Here is a 16,098-nt window from a genome sequence, read left to right as displayed (position 1 = left end):
GCCAAGGAATGTGTTTGATGCCCTTCTCTTCTGTATGGCGCTTGACCCCACTTGCCGCCGCCCTGTTGATCTGCTCCGAAACCCACGCGCTGGAGCTGCAACCCCAAGTCATCACTGGCAACCCATTGGGTAGCGAACAACTCGCCTCGCCGACCACGGTACTGGAGGGCGATGACCTGACCCTGCAACAAAAAGGCAGCCTTGGTGAAACCCTGAATAAGCAGCCGGGTGTTTCATCGTCGTACTTTGGCCCCGGTGCCAGCCGTCCCATCATCCGTGGCCAGGATGGCGACCGCATTCGCATCCTGCGCAACGGCGTGGGCGCGCTGGATGCCTCGTCGCTGTCCTACGATCACGCAGTGCCGCTGGACCCGGTCAACGTCGACCGTATCGAAATCGTGCGTGGCCCGGCCGCACTGTTGTATGGCGGCAGCGCCATCGGCGGCGTGGTCAATACCTTCGACAACCGCATCCCTACCGAGGCCATCGAAGGCATCCACGGTGCCGGTGAACTGCGCTACGGCGGCGCCGACACCACCCGCAGCAGCGCGGGCAAATTGGAAGCCGGCAACGGTACGTTCGCCTTGCACCTGGATGCCAATGCGCGGGCCTTCAACGACCTGAAAATCCCCGGCCAGGCACGCAGCCGTCACGCCCCGGAAACCGAAGACGCCCCCGGCAAAAACGGTCGCCTGGGCAACAGCGACGGACGCCAGGATGGCGGTGCCGTGGGCGGTTCCTACACCTGGGACGACGGCTATGCTGGTTTGTCCTACAGCAATTACGACGCGAACTATGGCTCCCCGGCCGAGCAGGACGTACGCATCCGCATGAAGCAGGATCATTACGCCTTCGCGTCGGAAATCCGCAACCTGCAAGGCCCATTTACCTCGGTAAAACTCGACGCCGGCTACACCGACTACGAACACCGCGAAATCGAAGGCGGCGAAACCGGTACGATCTTCAAGAACAAAGGCTATGAAGCACGCGTCGAAGCACGCCACCAACCCATTGGTCCGTTCGACGGTGTGGTAGGCGCGCAAGTGACCCGCAACGAGTTCTCGGCCCTGGGTGAAGAAGCCTTTGTTCCGCAGACCAACACCAATGCCGGCGCGCTGTTCATCCTTGAAGAAATGCAGGCCACTGAACGCCTGAAACTCAGCCTCGGCGGACGCCTGGAACACACCAACGTCGACCCGGATGCCAAGGGCAACGCACGTTTTGCCGGTGCCGATAAATCCAACGATTTCACCGCCGGCAGCCTGTCTTCCGGTGCGGTCTACACCCTCACGCCGGTTTGGTCCCTGGCCGCAACCCTGGGCTACACCGAACGCGCACCGACGTTCTACGAGCTGTATGCCAATGGCGCCCACGTCGCCACCGGCACCTACGAGTTGGGCGATGCCAACCTCAAGAAAGAAAAAGCCGTGTCCAGCGACCTGGCGCTGCGCTTTGACAATGGCACTCACAAGGGCAGCTTCGGCATGTTCTACAGCCGCTTCTCCAACTACATCGGCCTGCTGGGCAGCGGTCGCACGCTGAACGATGAAGGCGAAGAAGACGCTGGCGGCATCCCCGAGTACACATACTCCGGCGTGCGCGCCCGTTTCGCTGGCTTCGAAGCCCAGGATCACTGGAAACTTGGCGAAAGCGCCTACGGCAAGTTCGCACTGGAACTGTCGGGCGACTACACCCGCGCCACCAACCTGGACACCGGCGAAGCCCTGCCGCGTATTGCACCGCTGCGCTTGAACAGCGGTTTGCTGTGGGAACTGGACCGCTGGCAGGCGCGCATCGACGTGGAACATGCCGCAGGCCAGGGCCGTGTGCCGGATAACGAGAGCGGCACCGATGCCTACACCACGTTGGGGGCAAGCGCGGGTTATCGCTTCAATGTCGGTGGCAGCCAGTGGTTGGCGTTTGTGAACGGTGAAAACTTGACCAATCAAACTGTGCGCTATGCCAGTTCGATCCTGCGCGATATTGCGCCGGCACCGGGTCGAAGCGTGCAGTTCGGCATTCGCACCACGTTCTAACTCACACCCTATGCCCCCTGTGGGAGCGGGCGTGCTCGCTCCCACATTGGTTTTGCAGCGACACTTGGTCACTGTTACCAATTCAGAAATGATGCATATCGCGATTCGTCCTTTCTCTCCAAGAAAACTCCCTTTATCCTTGCCCGCAATAATCTGAAACGTTTCACCTCCCGGTCGACCCCATCTTGCTGCTTCAAACCGCCTTTCAAGACAGCGCTGTCTTACCCAGACCTGCGCCTGAGGATAAATCGCCCGCCTGTGGATAACCCTACTTATCCCCAGAAAATCCGAATTAACGCTGAACCAAGCCCGTGTCGAATCGTCATCTACAGTGAAGAAACACGGGGATACATAATTCCAACGTCACGGAGAAACACACTATGAGCACTGATGGTGCTTCAAGCCCAAGCCGCCTGCTGCCCAGGTTGCTAGGCGTCTTGCTGCTGATCATGGGCCTGGCCTTGCTGGCCGGGGGTATCAAGCTGACGATGCTTGGCGGGTCGCTGTACTACCTGCTGGCGGGTATCGGCATCACCCTGACCGGCGTCCTGCTGCTGGCCACCCGCCGCGCTGCACTGGGCCTGTATGCACTGGTGCTGTTCGCCAGCACCGTATGGGCCTTGTGGGAAGTCGGCCTGGATTGGTGGCAGTTGGTGCCGCGCCTGGCGCTGCTGTTCGCCCTGGGCATCGTCATGCTGCTTCCGTGGTTTCGCCGTCCGTTGCTGCGTGGCCAACCTGCCCCGCTGGGCACTGGCGCACTGAGTGTGGCCGTGGTGCTGGCGGGTGCTACCGCCCTGGCCAGCCAATTCACCAACCCAGGTGAAATGGTCAAGACCGGCCAACTGGACCGCGACGCAGTACCTGGCATGGCCAGTGCTGCGCCGTCCCAGGCTGAGGGTGACTGGAACTCCTACGGCCGTTCGGCCTACGGCGATCGCTACTCGCCACTGGCGCAGATCACCCCGGAAAACGCCCACAAGCTGGTGCCGGCGTGGACGTATCGCACCGGTGACATCCCTGGCCCGAACGATCCAGGCGAAACCACCGCGGAAAACACCCCGCTGAAAGTCAACGGCATGCTCTACGTGTGCACGCCACACAGCCAAGTGATTGCCCTGGACCCGGACACCGGCAAGGAAATCTGGCGCTTCGATCCGAAGATCAGCAGCATGGGTGCCGAGAACTTCAAGGGTTGGGCGCACATGACTTGCCGTGGCGTGTCGTACCACGATGACGCCGCCTACGCTTCCGAGCAGAGCCCAACCGGTAGCGCCAGCCCGGCTGCCGCACCGAATGCCTGCCCGAAACGCATCTTTGTACCGACTGCCGACACCCGCTTGATCGCCCTCAACGCCGACACCGGCAAGATGTGCGAAGACTTCGGTGACAAAGGCCAAGTCGACCTGCGCGCGAACATCGGGGGCTTCGCCCCAGGCGGTTACTACTCCACCTCGCCACCGGCCGTGACCAAGAACCTGGTCGTGATCGGCGGTCACGTGACCGATAACGTCTCCACCGACGAGCCGAGCGGCGTGATCCGTGCGTTCGACGTGCACACCGGCAAATTGGTGTGGAACTGGGACAGCGGCAACCCGGACGACACCACCCCGTTGGCCGAAGGCAAGACCTACACCCGCAACTCGCCGAACATGTGGTCCATGTTCGCCGTGGATGAAAAACTCGGCATGCTCTACCTGCCGATGGGCAACCAGATGCCCGACCAATACGGCGGCGACCGTACCGACGATTCCGAGAAATACGCTGCCGGCCTCACCGCCCTGGACATCGACACTGGCCACGTGAAGTGGACCTTCCAGTTCACTCACCACGACCTGTGGGACATGGACGTGGGCGGCCAGCCTTCGCTGATCGACATCAAGACCGAAGCCGGCGTGAAGCAGGCAGTGATGGCGTCGACCAAACAAGGCAGCATCTACGTGCTGGACCGCGCCACCGGCCAACCGGTCGTGCCGATCCACGAAGTGGCGGTACCGCAAGGCGCAGTGGCGGGCGACCGCACCTCCCCGACCCAACCGAAGTCCGACCTGAACTTCATGCCACCGCCGCTCAAAGAGCGTGACATGTGGGGCGTGACACCGTTCGACCAACTGCTGTGCCGGATTGATTTCAAATCCATGCGTTACGACGGTGCTTTCACGCCGCCCTCGCTGCAAGGTTCGATCGTTTACCCAGGCAACTTCGGCGTGTTCGACTGGGGTGGCATTTCCGTCGACCCGGTGCGCCAGATCGCCTTCGTGAACCCAAGCTACATGGCGTTCAAATCCAAGCTGATCCCGGCCGCCGACATCGCCAAGCAAGGCCCACGCGTCAGCGAAACCGAAGGTGTGCAGCCAAACAAAGGCGCGCCATACGGTGTGATCCTCGAAGCCATGTTGTCGCCAATGGGCCTGCCGTGCCAGGCGCCGGCATGGGGTTATGTAGCGGCGGTCGACCTGACCACCCACAAGACCATCTGGATGCACAAGAACGGCACCGTGCGTGACAGCGCGCCGGTTCCAATTCCGTTGACCATGGGCGTACCTAGCCTGGGCGGCACCTTCACCACCGCCGGTGGTGTTGCGTTCCTCAGCGGTACCCTCGACCAGTACCTGCGTGCCTATGACGTGAAAAACGGCAAGCAACTGTGGGAAGGCCGCCTGCCAGCAGGCGCGCAAACCACGCCGATGACCTACACCGGTAAAGACGGCAAGCAGTACGTGCTGGTCATGGCCGGCGGTCACGGCTCCCTGGGCACCAAACAGGGTGACTACGTGATGGCGTTCAAACTGCCGGAATAAGCGTCACCGGCGGTAAAACAAAGGCGGCTACCTGTGAAGGTAGCCGCCTTTTTTATGCCGGTTAAAGCGGCACCCGCTCCCGGCGCATCCACATCTCGAACGCCATCGCATTCAACGGCCGACTGATCAGATAACCCTGGGCGGTGTCGCAATTCCATTGTTTGAGCAGTTTCAGGCTGGGGGCGAATTCCACGCCTTCGGCCACCACCTTGAGCCCAAGGTTATGGCTCATCTCGATGGTGGAGCGCACGATCACCCCGTCACCACTGGTGCTGTCGAGGTTGCGCACGAAGGACTGGTCGATCTTCAACTCCTGCACCGGCAGGCGCTGCAATTGCGCCAGGGACGAATAGCCGGTGCCAAAGTCATCCACCGAGAGGCTGATACCGCAGCCGCGCAGTTGCTCCAGGACGCTGAGCGCCTGTTGCGGGTTGTGCATGATCGCGCTCTCGGTGATCTCGAAAATCAGTTGCTCGGCCTCCACTTGGTACGTCATCAAGAGCGCGGTGACACGGATCGCCAGGTCATCATCAGCCAGATCGTCCACTGAAATATTCACCGACAGCTGGATCAGCATGCCGCGCTGCGCCCACTCGGCGATCTGGCGGATGGCTTCTTCGATCACCCACAGCGTCAGGCTGCGCATGCTGCCGGTACGTTCGGCCAGGGGGATGAATTCGACGGGAGAGACTTGGCCCAGGGTCGGATGCTGCCAGCGCAACAAGGCTTCGGCCTGGCATACATGGCCGTGCTTGAGGTCGAGCTTGGGCTGGTAACACAGGAACAATTCGCCCTCGATGGCGGCACGCCGCAGGTCGCGGATCAAGGTGATCTGGCGTTGATGGGCCAGGTCGCGGTCCTGCTGGTAGATCTGCAAATGCCCCGGCAGGCTGGCCGCGTCATGCCGGGCGATGGCGGCGCGGCTGATCAACTCTTCCACTTGCTGGCCGTCTGCCGGGTAGGCGGCAATCCCCATGCTCACCTCGTGGCGCAGTTCGTCATTGCCGATGCGCTGGGGCTCGGTGAGCAGCGCGTAGAGGCGGTCGGCACGGGCCACAGCGCGGTCAACCTCGGTGTTTTCCAACAACAGCAGGAATTCGCTGCCGGCGATACGCGCCGCCGTATCACTGGCCAACAGGCTGATGGACAGGCAACGGCTGGCTTCGCGCAGCATCTCTTCCACGCCCTGGGGGCCGAAACCTTCGTTGATCACCCGGTAGTTCTCGATCCCCAGGTACAGCAACACCACCGGCCGGCGCGCACTGATCGCGCTGCCCAGGCGCTCCATGGCCAGGGCCCGATTGGGCAGGCCGGTGAGCGGGTCGTGCAGCGCGTTGTGCGCCAATTGCCGCTCGCGCACGGCGATACCGCTTTGCATGGCGTTGAAAGCGCGGGCCAACAGACCGAATTCATCGTGGCTGCGCACGCGCACCGGCGTGCGGTAATCACCGGCGCCGATACGCTCGGCCGCCTGCACCAGGGCGTTGAGCGGGCGCGACACCCGTCGCGCCAGAAACAACGCGGCGGCCAACGACACCAGCAGCACCGCCAGGGCAATCCCGAGGAACTGCCGGTCCAGCGGTGCAAAGGATTCCAGGGCATGGTCCAGCGGGCTTTGCAGCAGCACACGCACTTCATCGCCATTGCCGGTATTGGCCAGCGGCAATACCAGGCTGAGCACACGCTGACCGTAGAACATATGGATTTTCGGTTCGGGGTCGACATGCCCTTCGCGCAACAGGCTAAGCGTACCGGCCTGGTAAGCCTGCGGCTGGGTGCTGAACAGCGGGCCGGGCGTGTCATTTTGCACGCTGAGGAACGACACCTCCAGGTTGCTCATGGAGCGCAGCTCACTGGCGAACAGCTTATCCATGGGAAAGCCCATGACGACGCGCGCAATGGGTAAATCGTCGATCACTTCGCGCTGCACCAACAGATAGGGCCGCCCATCCAGGGCCACGATCAGCATCTGCAGGCCCGTACGCCGGGCGTGGCGCAAGGCGTCGTCATAGGGAAAAGACTGACCGCGCACGAAGATTGGCAAGGTGCTGACCATGACCTTGCCATCCAGCCCCAGTACAAACACTTCGCTGGAACGGATGCCCGTGCCGTGGCGACGCAATGCAGCGAGAACCGGCCCGGTCTTGCCTTCGGCCACGGCATGTTTGAATGGGAGATCGGCGGTCAGCCAGTCCAGGCCGTACTGCAGGCGACGCCCGCGCAGGTCGAGCAGGCGCTCGAACACCTGACTGCCGGTCTGCAGTTGGACTCGCGCCTGGTTTTCCACGGCGCGGGTGGTGGCGGTCTTGACGGCGAAATAAGTGGCGGCGACGACCACCAGCAGCAACAGAGCCAGCACCCCGGCAATGCGGGTTTGGAACGTATGGCGCCACCTCATTGCAGTGCCCTCTGGCAGCGTTCGCCTCTCTCTGCCACTACGTCCCTTTGTCATGTGCATTCCCTGCGACCGCTGACCTGGCGTCAAAAAAACATCTATTTTGAGTGGATATTAGGTTTTAGGAGATTAGCTGGGAGTAGGGTTAAGTGCACCCAATAAAAACGGGGAGTTTTGTGACGGTTTTTTGGCGACAATGGGTTGGCTACTGGGCTAGGGGGGCGCGGGATTGAGTACATATCCTTTATTTCGGTCATGGCGACTATGGGTTCCGCTCTTACAGCGGGTCACTTTGGAAAAGCCCCAAAGTAACCAAAAGGCTTTTGCCCCAACACTCGGCACCTCGCTCACGCTCGGTGTGCCCGTAATCCGACAGTGATTTGGGGGGCCGCCGCCCCGCGCCATCCATGGCGCGGGGCGGCTAAACCGGCATCCCTGCCGGTTTACCCCCCAAATCCCTGCCGAATTCCGGCCAGCGTGTTTGACGGGGCGCCTGAGATCAAAAGCAAAGCAAAAGCACGGCGCCCTGACAGCCAGCCCGAGTGGTTGGATCAAAGGCTGTTACCTGTAGGAGCTGGCTTGCCGGCGATGCGAACGACTCGGTACCGCAGGCACACCCCGGTGATGCCATCGCAGGCAAGCCAGCTCCCACATTTGACCGCGTACGCCTCCCCAAACCGGTCGGCTCTAAGGCCGCCGCGCTTTTGCTTTTGATCTGGGGCGCCCCGTCAAACAAGCCGGAGTGAGGGCATGCCGAGCCTAGGTGAGGCACCGAGTGTTGGGGCGAAGCGTTTTTGGTTACTTTTTGCGCTCTTCAAAAAGTGACCCGCTGTAAGAGCGGAACCCATAGTCGCCGTTACCAAAGAAACGGATATGTACTCAATCAATCAATCAATCAATCAATCAAAGACAGCGAGCCCGCATAAAATCCCCCCACCGCCGCACCAAATAATTATGCTCATCCATCACCGAATTCCACACCGCAATATGCCCCATACGCTGCTCATAAGACCCCCCATCCCGCACTTCCCCGACATCAATCAACGGCAACCCGTCACTCCCCAGCAACTCCTCCCGCGCCGGCTCCCCCGCGTACCAATAATCCCACTCCGCACTGCTCAAGTGATCCCGCGTACGCGCCGGGTTCCCAATGTAGTAACCCTGGCGCGCCATCACCGCCCCAGGCCACCCCGACAACCACCAATTCAAATACGCATACGCCGCATCCAACACCGCGCCCTTGGCATGCCGCGACAACGACAACCCACCAAACCACGCGCGATACCCTTCACGCGGCACCGCCAAGCGGTATTTCACCCCGGCGCGATGCAGCCGCATCAAGGTCGGCGACCACAGGCTCTGGATATCGATACTCGGGCTGAGCATCAATTGCGCGGCCTCTTCATCATCGGACCAGAACGCCGCAAAGTGCCCCTCCTTCTGCTTGCGCACCAGGATGTCAGCAAGCACGTCGATCTCTTCAATGCTCATGTTGCCGATGTCCCTGAAGCTCGCCAGCCCCGCGCCCTGCACCGCCAACGCCGCATCCAACGCACCGATGGCGGCGTCACTCTGCAAGGCCGTGCGCGCACGCCAAGCGGGGTCCAAAAGCCAGCCCCAGCTTTCGTTACCGTGGCAAAAGCCTTCGGGCAACCGTTCGGGGCGGTAGGCGAAACTGTCGGCGTTGTGGGTCAGGGGCAACATGCTGATGCGGTCGGTGACCGTGCTGCCGAGGCTGCCATCGTGCTGCACGAACAACCGTTCACTGGGCACACTGCCGCTGCCGAGGCGGTCATCGGGTGACAGGCGACCGCGCTTGGGCAGATCATTGATTTCGTGCCACAGCGCGATGCGTCGGGTGTCGATGGGCTGGATCGCCCGGGCCGGCCACACGAAGTCAACGTTGTGGAACCACTGGTCGTACAGGTCGTAGCTGTCGGGTTGCATCACCGCGATACGCTGGGCCTGTTCGACGTCGTGCACCTGATAGATCAGGCGAATGCCCAGCTCCTGCTCAGCGCGCACGCGCAAGCATTCAAGCAGGGTGACCGAAGTACCGAGGACTCTTAACGTGATCATGCCGCAAACCGTCGTGAAAACACGTTGAAGGAACGTCGCAACAGTTCGGGGTCGAGGCCGCGCAGGATAAACACCAGGCGCGATTGCCGATCACTGCCCGGCCACGCAGGCAGGTGCACCGGCGCATGCAGGCAATGCTGCACACCATGAATGACGATGGGGGCGTTACTGGCGTTCACGTTGAGCAGCCCTTTGACACGGAGGATCCGTTCGCCGTGGCATCTTAACAGCATCGACAACCACACCCCGAACCCCACCCAGTCCAGGGGCTGGTCGAAGGTCAGGCTGCACACTTGTGCGGCGCCGTGGGTGGCGGTGGTGGTGCGATGCAGTTGCCAGCGACTGACCTCCACAGCGGGTTCGGGGCTGCGCAGGCCTTCGCCGAGCAGCAGTTGATCGCCGCTGTGGATCTCGTGGGTATCGAGAATCGGCGTGCCGGCATTCAGCGCCTGCAAATGGGCGCGCAACGCCGTGCAATCGCCGGCCAGATCGGTCTTGCTCAGCAGCAGGCGATCCGCCGCCGCCACTTGCGCCAGCCATTCCGGGTGCAGGCGTTCTTGCACAGAGGCGTGGCTGGCATCGACGAGGGTAATCACCAGGCCAACATGGAAACGCCCGCGCAGTTGCACGTCGTTGTTCAAGGTGGCAAGAATCGGTGCCGGGTCGGCCAGGCCGGTGGTCTCCAGGATCACCCGCTTGAAGGCCGGAATTTCACCCCGTTCGCGACGCTGCAGCAGGCCGAGCAGTGCGTCTTTCAACTCGCCACGGATCGAACAGCACACGCATCCGCTGGGCAACAATACGGTGTCCGGTGCCACCTCTTCCACCAATAGGTGGTCAATGCCGACATCGCCGAATTCGTTGATCAGCAGCGCGGTGTCGCCCAGGCTTTCGCCTTGCAGCAGGCGCTTGAGCAAGGTGGTCTTGCCGCTGCCAAGGAAGCCGGTGATCACATTCAGAGCCATGCTCATTGTTTACTACCTCAATGATGCCCCTGTAGGAGCCCGGCTTGCCGGCGATGGCGTCCTTCAGAATGCCATCGCCGGCAAGCCGGGCGCCTACAAGTCCAGGTGATCCAGCAAGTGGGGGTCGAGGGGGTCCAGCGGGCGGCCGAGCATGCTCTCGGCCGCCTGCCAGAGTTGATCCAGGCCGCTGGCCAGCGCCTGTTTGCCGGTGGCGCCCAACAGCAAATACGACGCGCCCTGGAAATCTTCGACCTTGAGCCGGAACACTGCCAGCACCTGGTTTATCGCAGCAATCCGGCGCAGGCGTTCGCGGCGCCGGGGCAGTTCATCGCCCAGGGGATCGCTCCAGTGCAGGTCTTCGCCAAGCAGTCCGCAGAGTCCGCACATGGCTACACCCCACTCATGGCATGACATCGCCGGAGTTCGGGCCCAGGGTCTGGCCGACGAACAGGTTGCCACCGGGCTCGCTGGCGAGCAGCACCGCCGTTGGCGCAACTTCATCAGCCAGACCGAAGCGCCCCAGGGGCAGTTCCTTGGCCTTGGCGCGCTTCCAGTCGTCGCTGATACCGCCTACCAGCGGCGTCTCGATCGGGCCTGGCGCGATGGCGTTGACCAGCACATTGTCCTTGGCCACTTCCAGGGCCAGGGACTTGGTGAAACCGATCACCCCGGCCTTGGCTGCGGCGTAATGGGTCAGCTCGGCGCCGCCCTTGATACCTAGTTGCGACGCGACGTTGATGATCCGCCCCCAACGTTGCGCGAGCATGTGCGGCAAGGCGCGCTGGCTGGCGACGAACACACTGGTGAGGTCGACACGCAGCATGTCGTTCCACATCTCAATGGACAGGTCGACGCAGCGTGCCTGGGTGAGCATGCCCGCGTTGTTGACCAGGATATCGATTCCGCCGAAGTGTTCGATGCAGCAATCGACACTGGCCTGGGCGCCTTCGACGGTGCCGACGTCAGCCAGGCACTCGAACACCTCGGCACCGAGGTTGCGGCAGGTGATCGCCGTTTCCGCGAGGCTGGCGGCGTTGCGGTCGGCCAGTACCAGGCGCGCGCCTTCAGTGGCGTAGGCATGGGCGATGGCGGCACCGATGCCGCTGCCGGCGCCGGTGATGACGGCGCGGCGGTGGATGAGTTGGGGCATGTAAATTCTCCCGAGACAAACACAGTTCTGATGTGGGTACAGTCAATCGGGCCAGCGTACGGTCAGGCCACCGTCGATGACGATGCTTTGCCCGGTCAGATAGCTCGATGCGTCACTGGTCAAAAACTGCACCAGAGACGCCACTTCATCCGCCCGCCCTACCCGGCCCAGCGGAATCGCGCGCGCCGCTTTCGCCAAGCCTTCCGGTCCCAACGAGTTCTTCGCATCCAGCGATTGCGGCGTCTCGATCAACCCTGGGATCACCGCATTGCAACGGATGCCCTTGGCCGCCAACTCCACCGCCAGCGACCGGCACAACCCCGGCACGCCGGCCTTGGCCGCCGCGTAATGGCTGTGTTCCTGCCAGCCATATACACCGCCGGCAATCGACGAAATCGCCACCAGCGCACCGCCTTCCTGCATGTGCCGGGTCGCCGCGCGGAAGGTGCGCATCACCCCCGTCAGGTCGACGTTGAGCATTTCGTCCCACAGCGCGTCGGTCATCTCCAGCAACGGTGCGCGACGCAGCAGGCCGGCGTTGGCCACGGCGTAATCCAGTCGACCGAAATGCTGGATGGCTTGCGCGGCCAGTGCATCGACCGAAGCGGTGTCACCCACGTCCAACGGCAGCATCAGGCACTCGCCACCGGCCTCTTCTACCAGGCTGACGGTGGCCTGCGGGTCATGGGGATCGGCCGGGTAATACCCGCCGACCACCGCCACGCCGTTACGGGCATAGGCCATGGCGAGGGCTTGGCCGATGCCGCTGGCGGCACCGGTAATCAAGGCGACTTTACGGCTCATCACACACTCCTTACTGAACGGTTTCCGGGCGCACATGGCGTGCGGCAAACATCAAGGCGCCGGACAGGAAACACGGCAGCGCACCGAACCACAGCGCGGCGGTCTGCCAGTCGCTGCCGGCAGACAACACCTGGGTTGCGCCAAAGCCTGCAACCACCGCACCGATCGGCCCCATGGCGTGGATGATTGCGCCTCCAGTGGCGCGGATGCTGGTGGGGAAACTCTCGCTGATAAAGAACAACGCCGCCGAATATGGACCGATCAGGAAGAACAGGCCCAGGCTGTACAGCCCGACTACCATCGGCATATTGCTCGGGCCAAACAGCATCCCGGCGAACGACAGGCCGCCGAGCATCCAGCCCAGGCCAATCACGTTGCGACGGCCGATCTTGTCACCCATCCAGCCGTGGCTGAGGTAACCGCAGTAACCCACCAGGTTCGACAGCACCAGGATGATCAACGAATTCTCGAACGAGATATGGTGCACGCTGACGATCACCGACGTACCGAGCACGCTGAACACCTGGATCGCCGCCCAGTTGAGCAACAGTGCCGCGCCGATCACTAACGTGGCGCGCCGCGCCGGGCCCCGGAACGCGGCTTTGAGGCCGGCCTTGCTGTGTTCGTCATAGTCCACGCCGTAGGTCACGGCGACGTTTTGCGCTTCCTTCACTGCGCCGCTTTTACGCAGTTCGCTGATGCGCTGATGGATCTGGAACTGCGGGCTCTCCTTGAGCTTGCGCGCCATGATCGCGATGACAATCGCCGGGATCGCGGCGAAGATGAAGCAGCCCTGCCAGCCAATGATCGGCAGCAACAGCGCGGTCAACCCGGCGGCAATCAAAGCCCCCACCGGCCAGCCGCCTTGCACCAGGCTATAGATAAAACCACGGCGTTTGGTCAGTCGCGGATCTTCCGAGGCGCCATACAACTCACTCAAGTACGTCGCGTTGACGGTTTCTTCGGCATACCCCAAGCCACCCAACGAACGGATCAGAATCAGCGGCGACTTGCCCCACGCACCGCCGATCGCGGTGAGTGCCGAGCACAGCGCGGAGCCGGCCACCGTGAAGATAATGCCGGTGCGCCGCCCCAATTTGTCCACGACCGGGCCGATGGCAAACGCAACCACCGCCGTGCCGACCGCCACCCACGTCGCGATTTCAGCTTGCTCCACTTCACCCCAGCCAAAATGCCGGCCGATCTCCGGCAGCAAGGTGCCGAACAGGATGAAGTCATACACCGCAAACACCCAGGCGAAAAACGCGATCCAGGTGGCGAATCGCACCTCCTTGGACGTCAGTTGCCGGGGCTTCCAGCCAGTCAGGTCAAGCTTGTTGTAGATGGACATGGGTCGCGCCTCAAGGGTTAGTGGCCCACCGTAGGAGCGAACGTGCTCGCGAAGAACGCCTCGACACCGCGTTCATCCAGGATGCCCGCGTCATCGTTGACGGTTTCCGCGGGCAAGCCCGCTGCTACAGGTGGGGTGTGTCAGGTACGGGGTTGGCGGCGGATGAAGTCGTCGGCGATTTCGTCGAAGGTCACGAAGCGCACACCGGCATGGCTCTGGATGTGTTCGATCAGGCGCTCAAGCATCAGCAGCACTTGCGGACGGCCGGAGACGTCGGGGTGGATGGTCATGGTGAACACGGCGTGTTCGTGTTCGCGATACACCCAGTCGAACTGGTCGCGCCACATTTCTTCGAGGTGACGCGGGTTGACGAAGCCGTGGCTGTTGGGGGCTTTCTTGATGAACATCATTGGCGGCAGGTCGTCCAGGTACCAGTTGGCCGGGATCTCCACCAGGTCGGTTTCTTCGCCGCGCACCAGGGGTTTCATCCAGGTGTCGGGGTGCTGGCTGTAGTCGATCTTGGTCCAGCTGTCGCCCTTGCGCACGTAGTAGGGATGGAAGTCGTTGTGCATCAGGCTGTGGTCGTACTTGATGCCTTTTTTCAGCAGCAGTTCGTTGGTGACCTTGCTGAATTCCCACCACGGCGCCACGTAACCCGTCGGGCGCTTGCCGGTGACTTGGGTGATCAGCTCGATGGATTTATCCAGGACAATTTCTTCCTGCTCGGCCGTCATGGCGATGGGGTTTTCGTGGCTGTAGCCGTGCACACCGATTTCGTGACCGGCGTCGGCCACGGCCTTCATCTGCTCGGGGAAGGTTTCCATCGAGTGGCCAGGGATGAACCAGGTGGTACGCAGGCCATAGCGTTCGAACAGCCTGAGCAGGCGCGGCGCGCCGACTTCGCCGGCGAACAGGCCACGGGAGATGTCGTCCGGCGAGTCTTCGCCGCCGTAGGAACCGAGCCAACCGGCGACGGCGTCAACGTCGACGCCGAATGCACAGAGAATGTCTTTAGCCATGATGTGTCTCCTTAAACGTTGAGTACGGATTCGACGGATAGCGCCGCGCGCAACAGGCGAGCGTCTTCCCCCGTCGGGGCGCTGAGCAGCAGCCCGGTGGGCAGGCCCTGGGCATCACGGCCACTGGGCAGGGTCACGCCCGGCATGTCGAGCAAACTGCCGGGCATGGTCAGGCGCAGGGTGGCGAGGTTGGTTTTGACGAACAGCTCGTCATCGGCTTCCAGCGGTGCCAACGCCGGAGCGACATGGGCGATGGTGGGGGTGATCAGGAGGGCGCCGTCGAGGTCGGCCATCAATAGCTGCTGCAGGCGGCGACGGGCGTCGACCAAGTGGAGCAGTTGGCTGGCCGGCAGCGCGCGCGCGGCTTCGAGGCGGCGGCGTACACGGGGGTCGAGTTGTTCGGCGTCGGGGCTGTCGAGCAAGGCTTCGTGCAAGGCGAAGGCTTCGAAGGAACCCAGCCAGCCATGGTGCTTGATCAGGTCCAAGGTGGCCTGGAAGGCCGGACACTCGCGTTCTTCGATCAACGCGCCGTGGGCCTTGAGTTGCTCCACTGCGCGCAGCAGGTTGTTGCGTACAGCGGGTTCGACATCTTGCTGCGCCAACACAAAACGCTGGCCCTTGAGGCTGCGGGCGATGTGCGTTTGGCGACGGCCATGCAGCAGATCGTCGATGGCCAGGGCATCACGCACGCTGCGCGTCAGCGGACCCAGGCTGTCGAGGGTGTGGGCCAGGGGGAACACGCCGTCGCGGCTATAGCGTCGGCTGCTGCTGCGGTAACCCACCAGGCCGTTGAACGCCGAGGGGATGCGGATGGAACCGGCGGTGTCGGTCCCCATGGCGATGGGCACAATTGCGGCAGCGACGGCCACGGCTGAACCGGACGACGAGCCGCCGGGAATGCGTGGCTGGTCAGTGCCATGGGGATTGTGTGGCGTGCCGAAATGCGGGTTCAGGCCCAGGCCGGAATACGCCAATTCGCTGAGGTTGGTCTTGCCCACGCTGACCATCCCGGCGCGGCACAGCAAGCCGACCGTCGGTGCGTCGAGCAATGCGGCAGGCGCGTTGCGGCGGTAGGCGGCGCCAGCAGTGGTAATGCTGCCGGCCACGTCGAACAGATCCTTCCAGGCCAAGGGTACGCCGTCGAATACACTCAAAGGCTGGCCGGCGCGCCAACGGGCGGCAGCGGCTTCAGCTTCCCGGCGCGCGCGCTCGGCAGTCAGGCTGATGAACACAGCCGGGACCTGGCTCGCCTTCTCGAGTGCCTGTTCAAGGACTTGCACCGGGTCGCTGCGACCGCTGGCGAAATCCTCGGCCATTGAAGTGGCGTCTGACATCAGGTTGCCCCTTATAAAACGTACATATTAATAAAATATACATTTTACAAAGGCAGCTTTCGTGCCAGTCTCTGTTTGACGGGCTCTACGCAAACCGTGAATTTTGCCCAGAGCTACGGGATAGAAGGTTTTAAACAGCGCAAAAAAAGGACGGGAGCACGCCGGAA

11 protein-coding genes are annotated in these 16,098 nt (G+C 62.4%); 2 read left to right on the top strand and 9 right to left on the bottom strand.

The window, feature by feature from the left end; translation table 11 throughout:
* The first annotated feature begins 17 nt into the window (after nt 1-17).
* Together AC4PS7_RS02045 and AC4PS7_RS02040 are read left to right on the top strand one after the other, a co-directional pair.
* A complete protein-coding gene (locus tag AC4PS7_RS02045) occupies nt 18-2,036 on the top strand; it encodes a TonB-dependent receptor (protein WP_492179043.1) in 2,019 nt (672 codons plus the stop codon).
* A 380-nt stretch (nt 2,037-2,416) separates the two neighbouring features.
* On the top strand, nt 2,417-4,834 hold the full coding sequence (locus tag AC4PS7_RS02040) for a glucose/quinate/shikimate family membrane-bound PQQ-dependent dehydrogenase (protein WP_044286685.1): 2,418 nt from the start codon (nt 2,417-2,419) through the stop codon (nt 4,832-4,834).
* 61 nt (nt 4,835-4,895) lie between these two features.
* Here the strand turns inward: AC4PS7_RS02040 and AC4PS7_RS02035 are convergent, their stop codons facing one another.
* From AC4PS7_RS02035 to AC4PS7_RS01995, 9 genes are all read right to left on the bottom strand, one after another.
* Nucleotides 4,896-7,232, bottom strand: coding sequence for a putative bifunctional diguanylate cyclase/phosphodiesterase (locus AC4PS7_RS02035; protein WP_021491812.1), 2,337 nt, complete (start codon nt 7,230-7,232; stop codon nt 4,896-4,898).
* 900 nt (nt 7,233-8,132) lie between these two features.
* Entirely contained in the window at nt 8,133-9,308 is a 1,176-nt protein-coding gene (locus tag AC4PS7_RS02030; RefSeq protein ID WP_021491813.1) for an ABC transporter substrate-binding protein, read from the bottom strand.
* Complete coding sequence (locus tag AC4PS7_RS02025) at nt 9,305-10,279, bottom strand: CobW family GTP-binding protein (protein ID WP_038452746.1); 975 nt, start codon at nt 10,277-10,279, stop codon at nt 9,305-9,307. The genes AC4PS7_RS02030 and AC4PS7_RS02025 overlap by 4 nt, the downstream gene beginning before the upstream one ends.
* An 87-nt stretch (nt 10,280-10,366) precedes the next feature.
* Nucleotides 10,367-10,660: a hypothetical protein gene (locus AC4PS7_RS02020; protein WP_021491815.1), complete on the bottom strand. Its 294-nt coding sequence runs from the start codon at nt 10,658-10,660 to the stop codon at nt 10,367-10,369.
* Between the two features lie 13 nt (nt 10,661-10,673).
* Nucleotides 10,674-11,423: an SDR family NAD(P)-dependent oxidoreductase gene (locus AC4PS7_RS02015; protein WP_010212852.1), complete on the bottom strand. Its 750-nt coding sequence runs from the start codon at nt 11,421-11,423 to the stop codon at nt 10,674-10,676.
* Nucleotides 11,424-11,465: 42 nt separating this feature from the next.
* Nucleotides 11,466-12,227, bottom strand: coding sequence for an SDR family NAD(P)-dependent oxidoreductase (locus AC4PS7_RS02010; RefSeq protein ID WP_021491816.1), 762 nt, complete (start codon nt 12,225-12,227; stop codon nt 11,466-11,468).
* A gap of 10 nt (nt 12,228-12,237) precedes the next feature.
* The gene (locus AC4PS7_RS02005; RefSeq protein ID WP_010212856.1) at nt 12,238-13,578 is read right to left on the bottom strand and encodes an MFS transporter; all 1,341 of its coding nucleotides are present in this window, start codon (nt 13,576-13,578) and stop codon (nt 12,238-12,240) included.
* A gap of 140 nt (nt 13,579-13,718) precedes the next feature.
* Nucleotides 13,719-14,597 carry a polysaccharide deacetylase family protein gene (locus tag AC4PS7_RS02000; protein ID WP_021491817.1) on the bottom strand — a complete coding sequence of 293 codons (879 nt, stop codon included), beginning with the start codon at nt 14,595-14,597 and terminating at the stop codon, nt 13,719-13,721.
* Between the two features lie 11 nt (nt 14,598-14,608).
* Entirely contained in the window at nt 14,609-15,931 is a 1,323-nt protein-coding gene (locus AC4PS7_RS01995) for an amidase (protein WP_154974606.1), read from the bottom strand.
* Nucleotides 15,932-16,098 lie beyond the last annotated feature (167 nt).

Source organism: Pseudomonas sp. DW-iso3 (assembly GCF_058725305.1).
The sequence above is the reverse complement of the archived record's forward strand: the minus strand, read 5'-3'. Positions and strand labels throughout refer to the sequence as shown.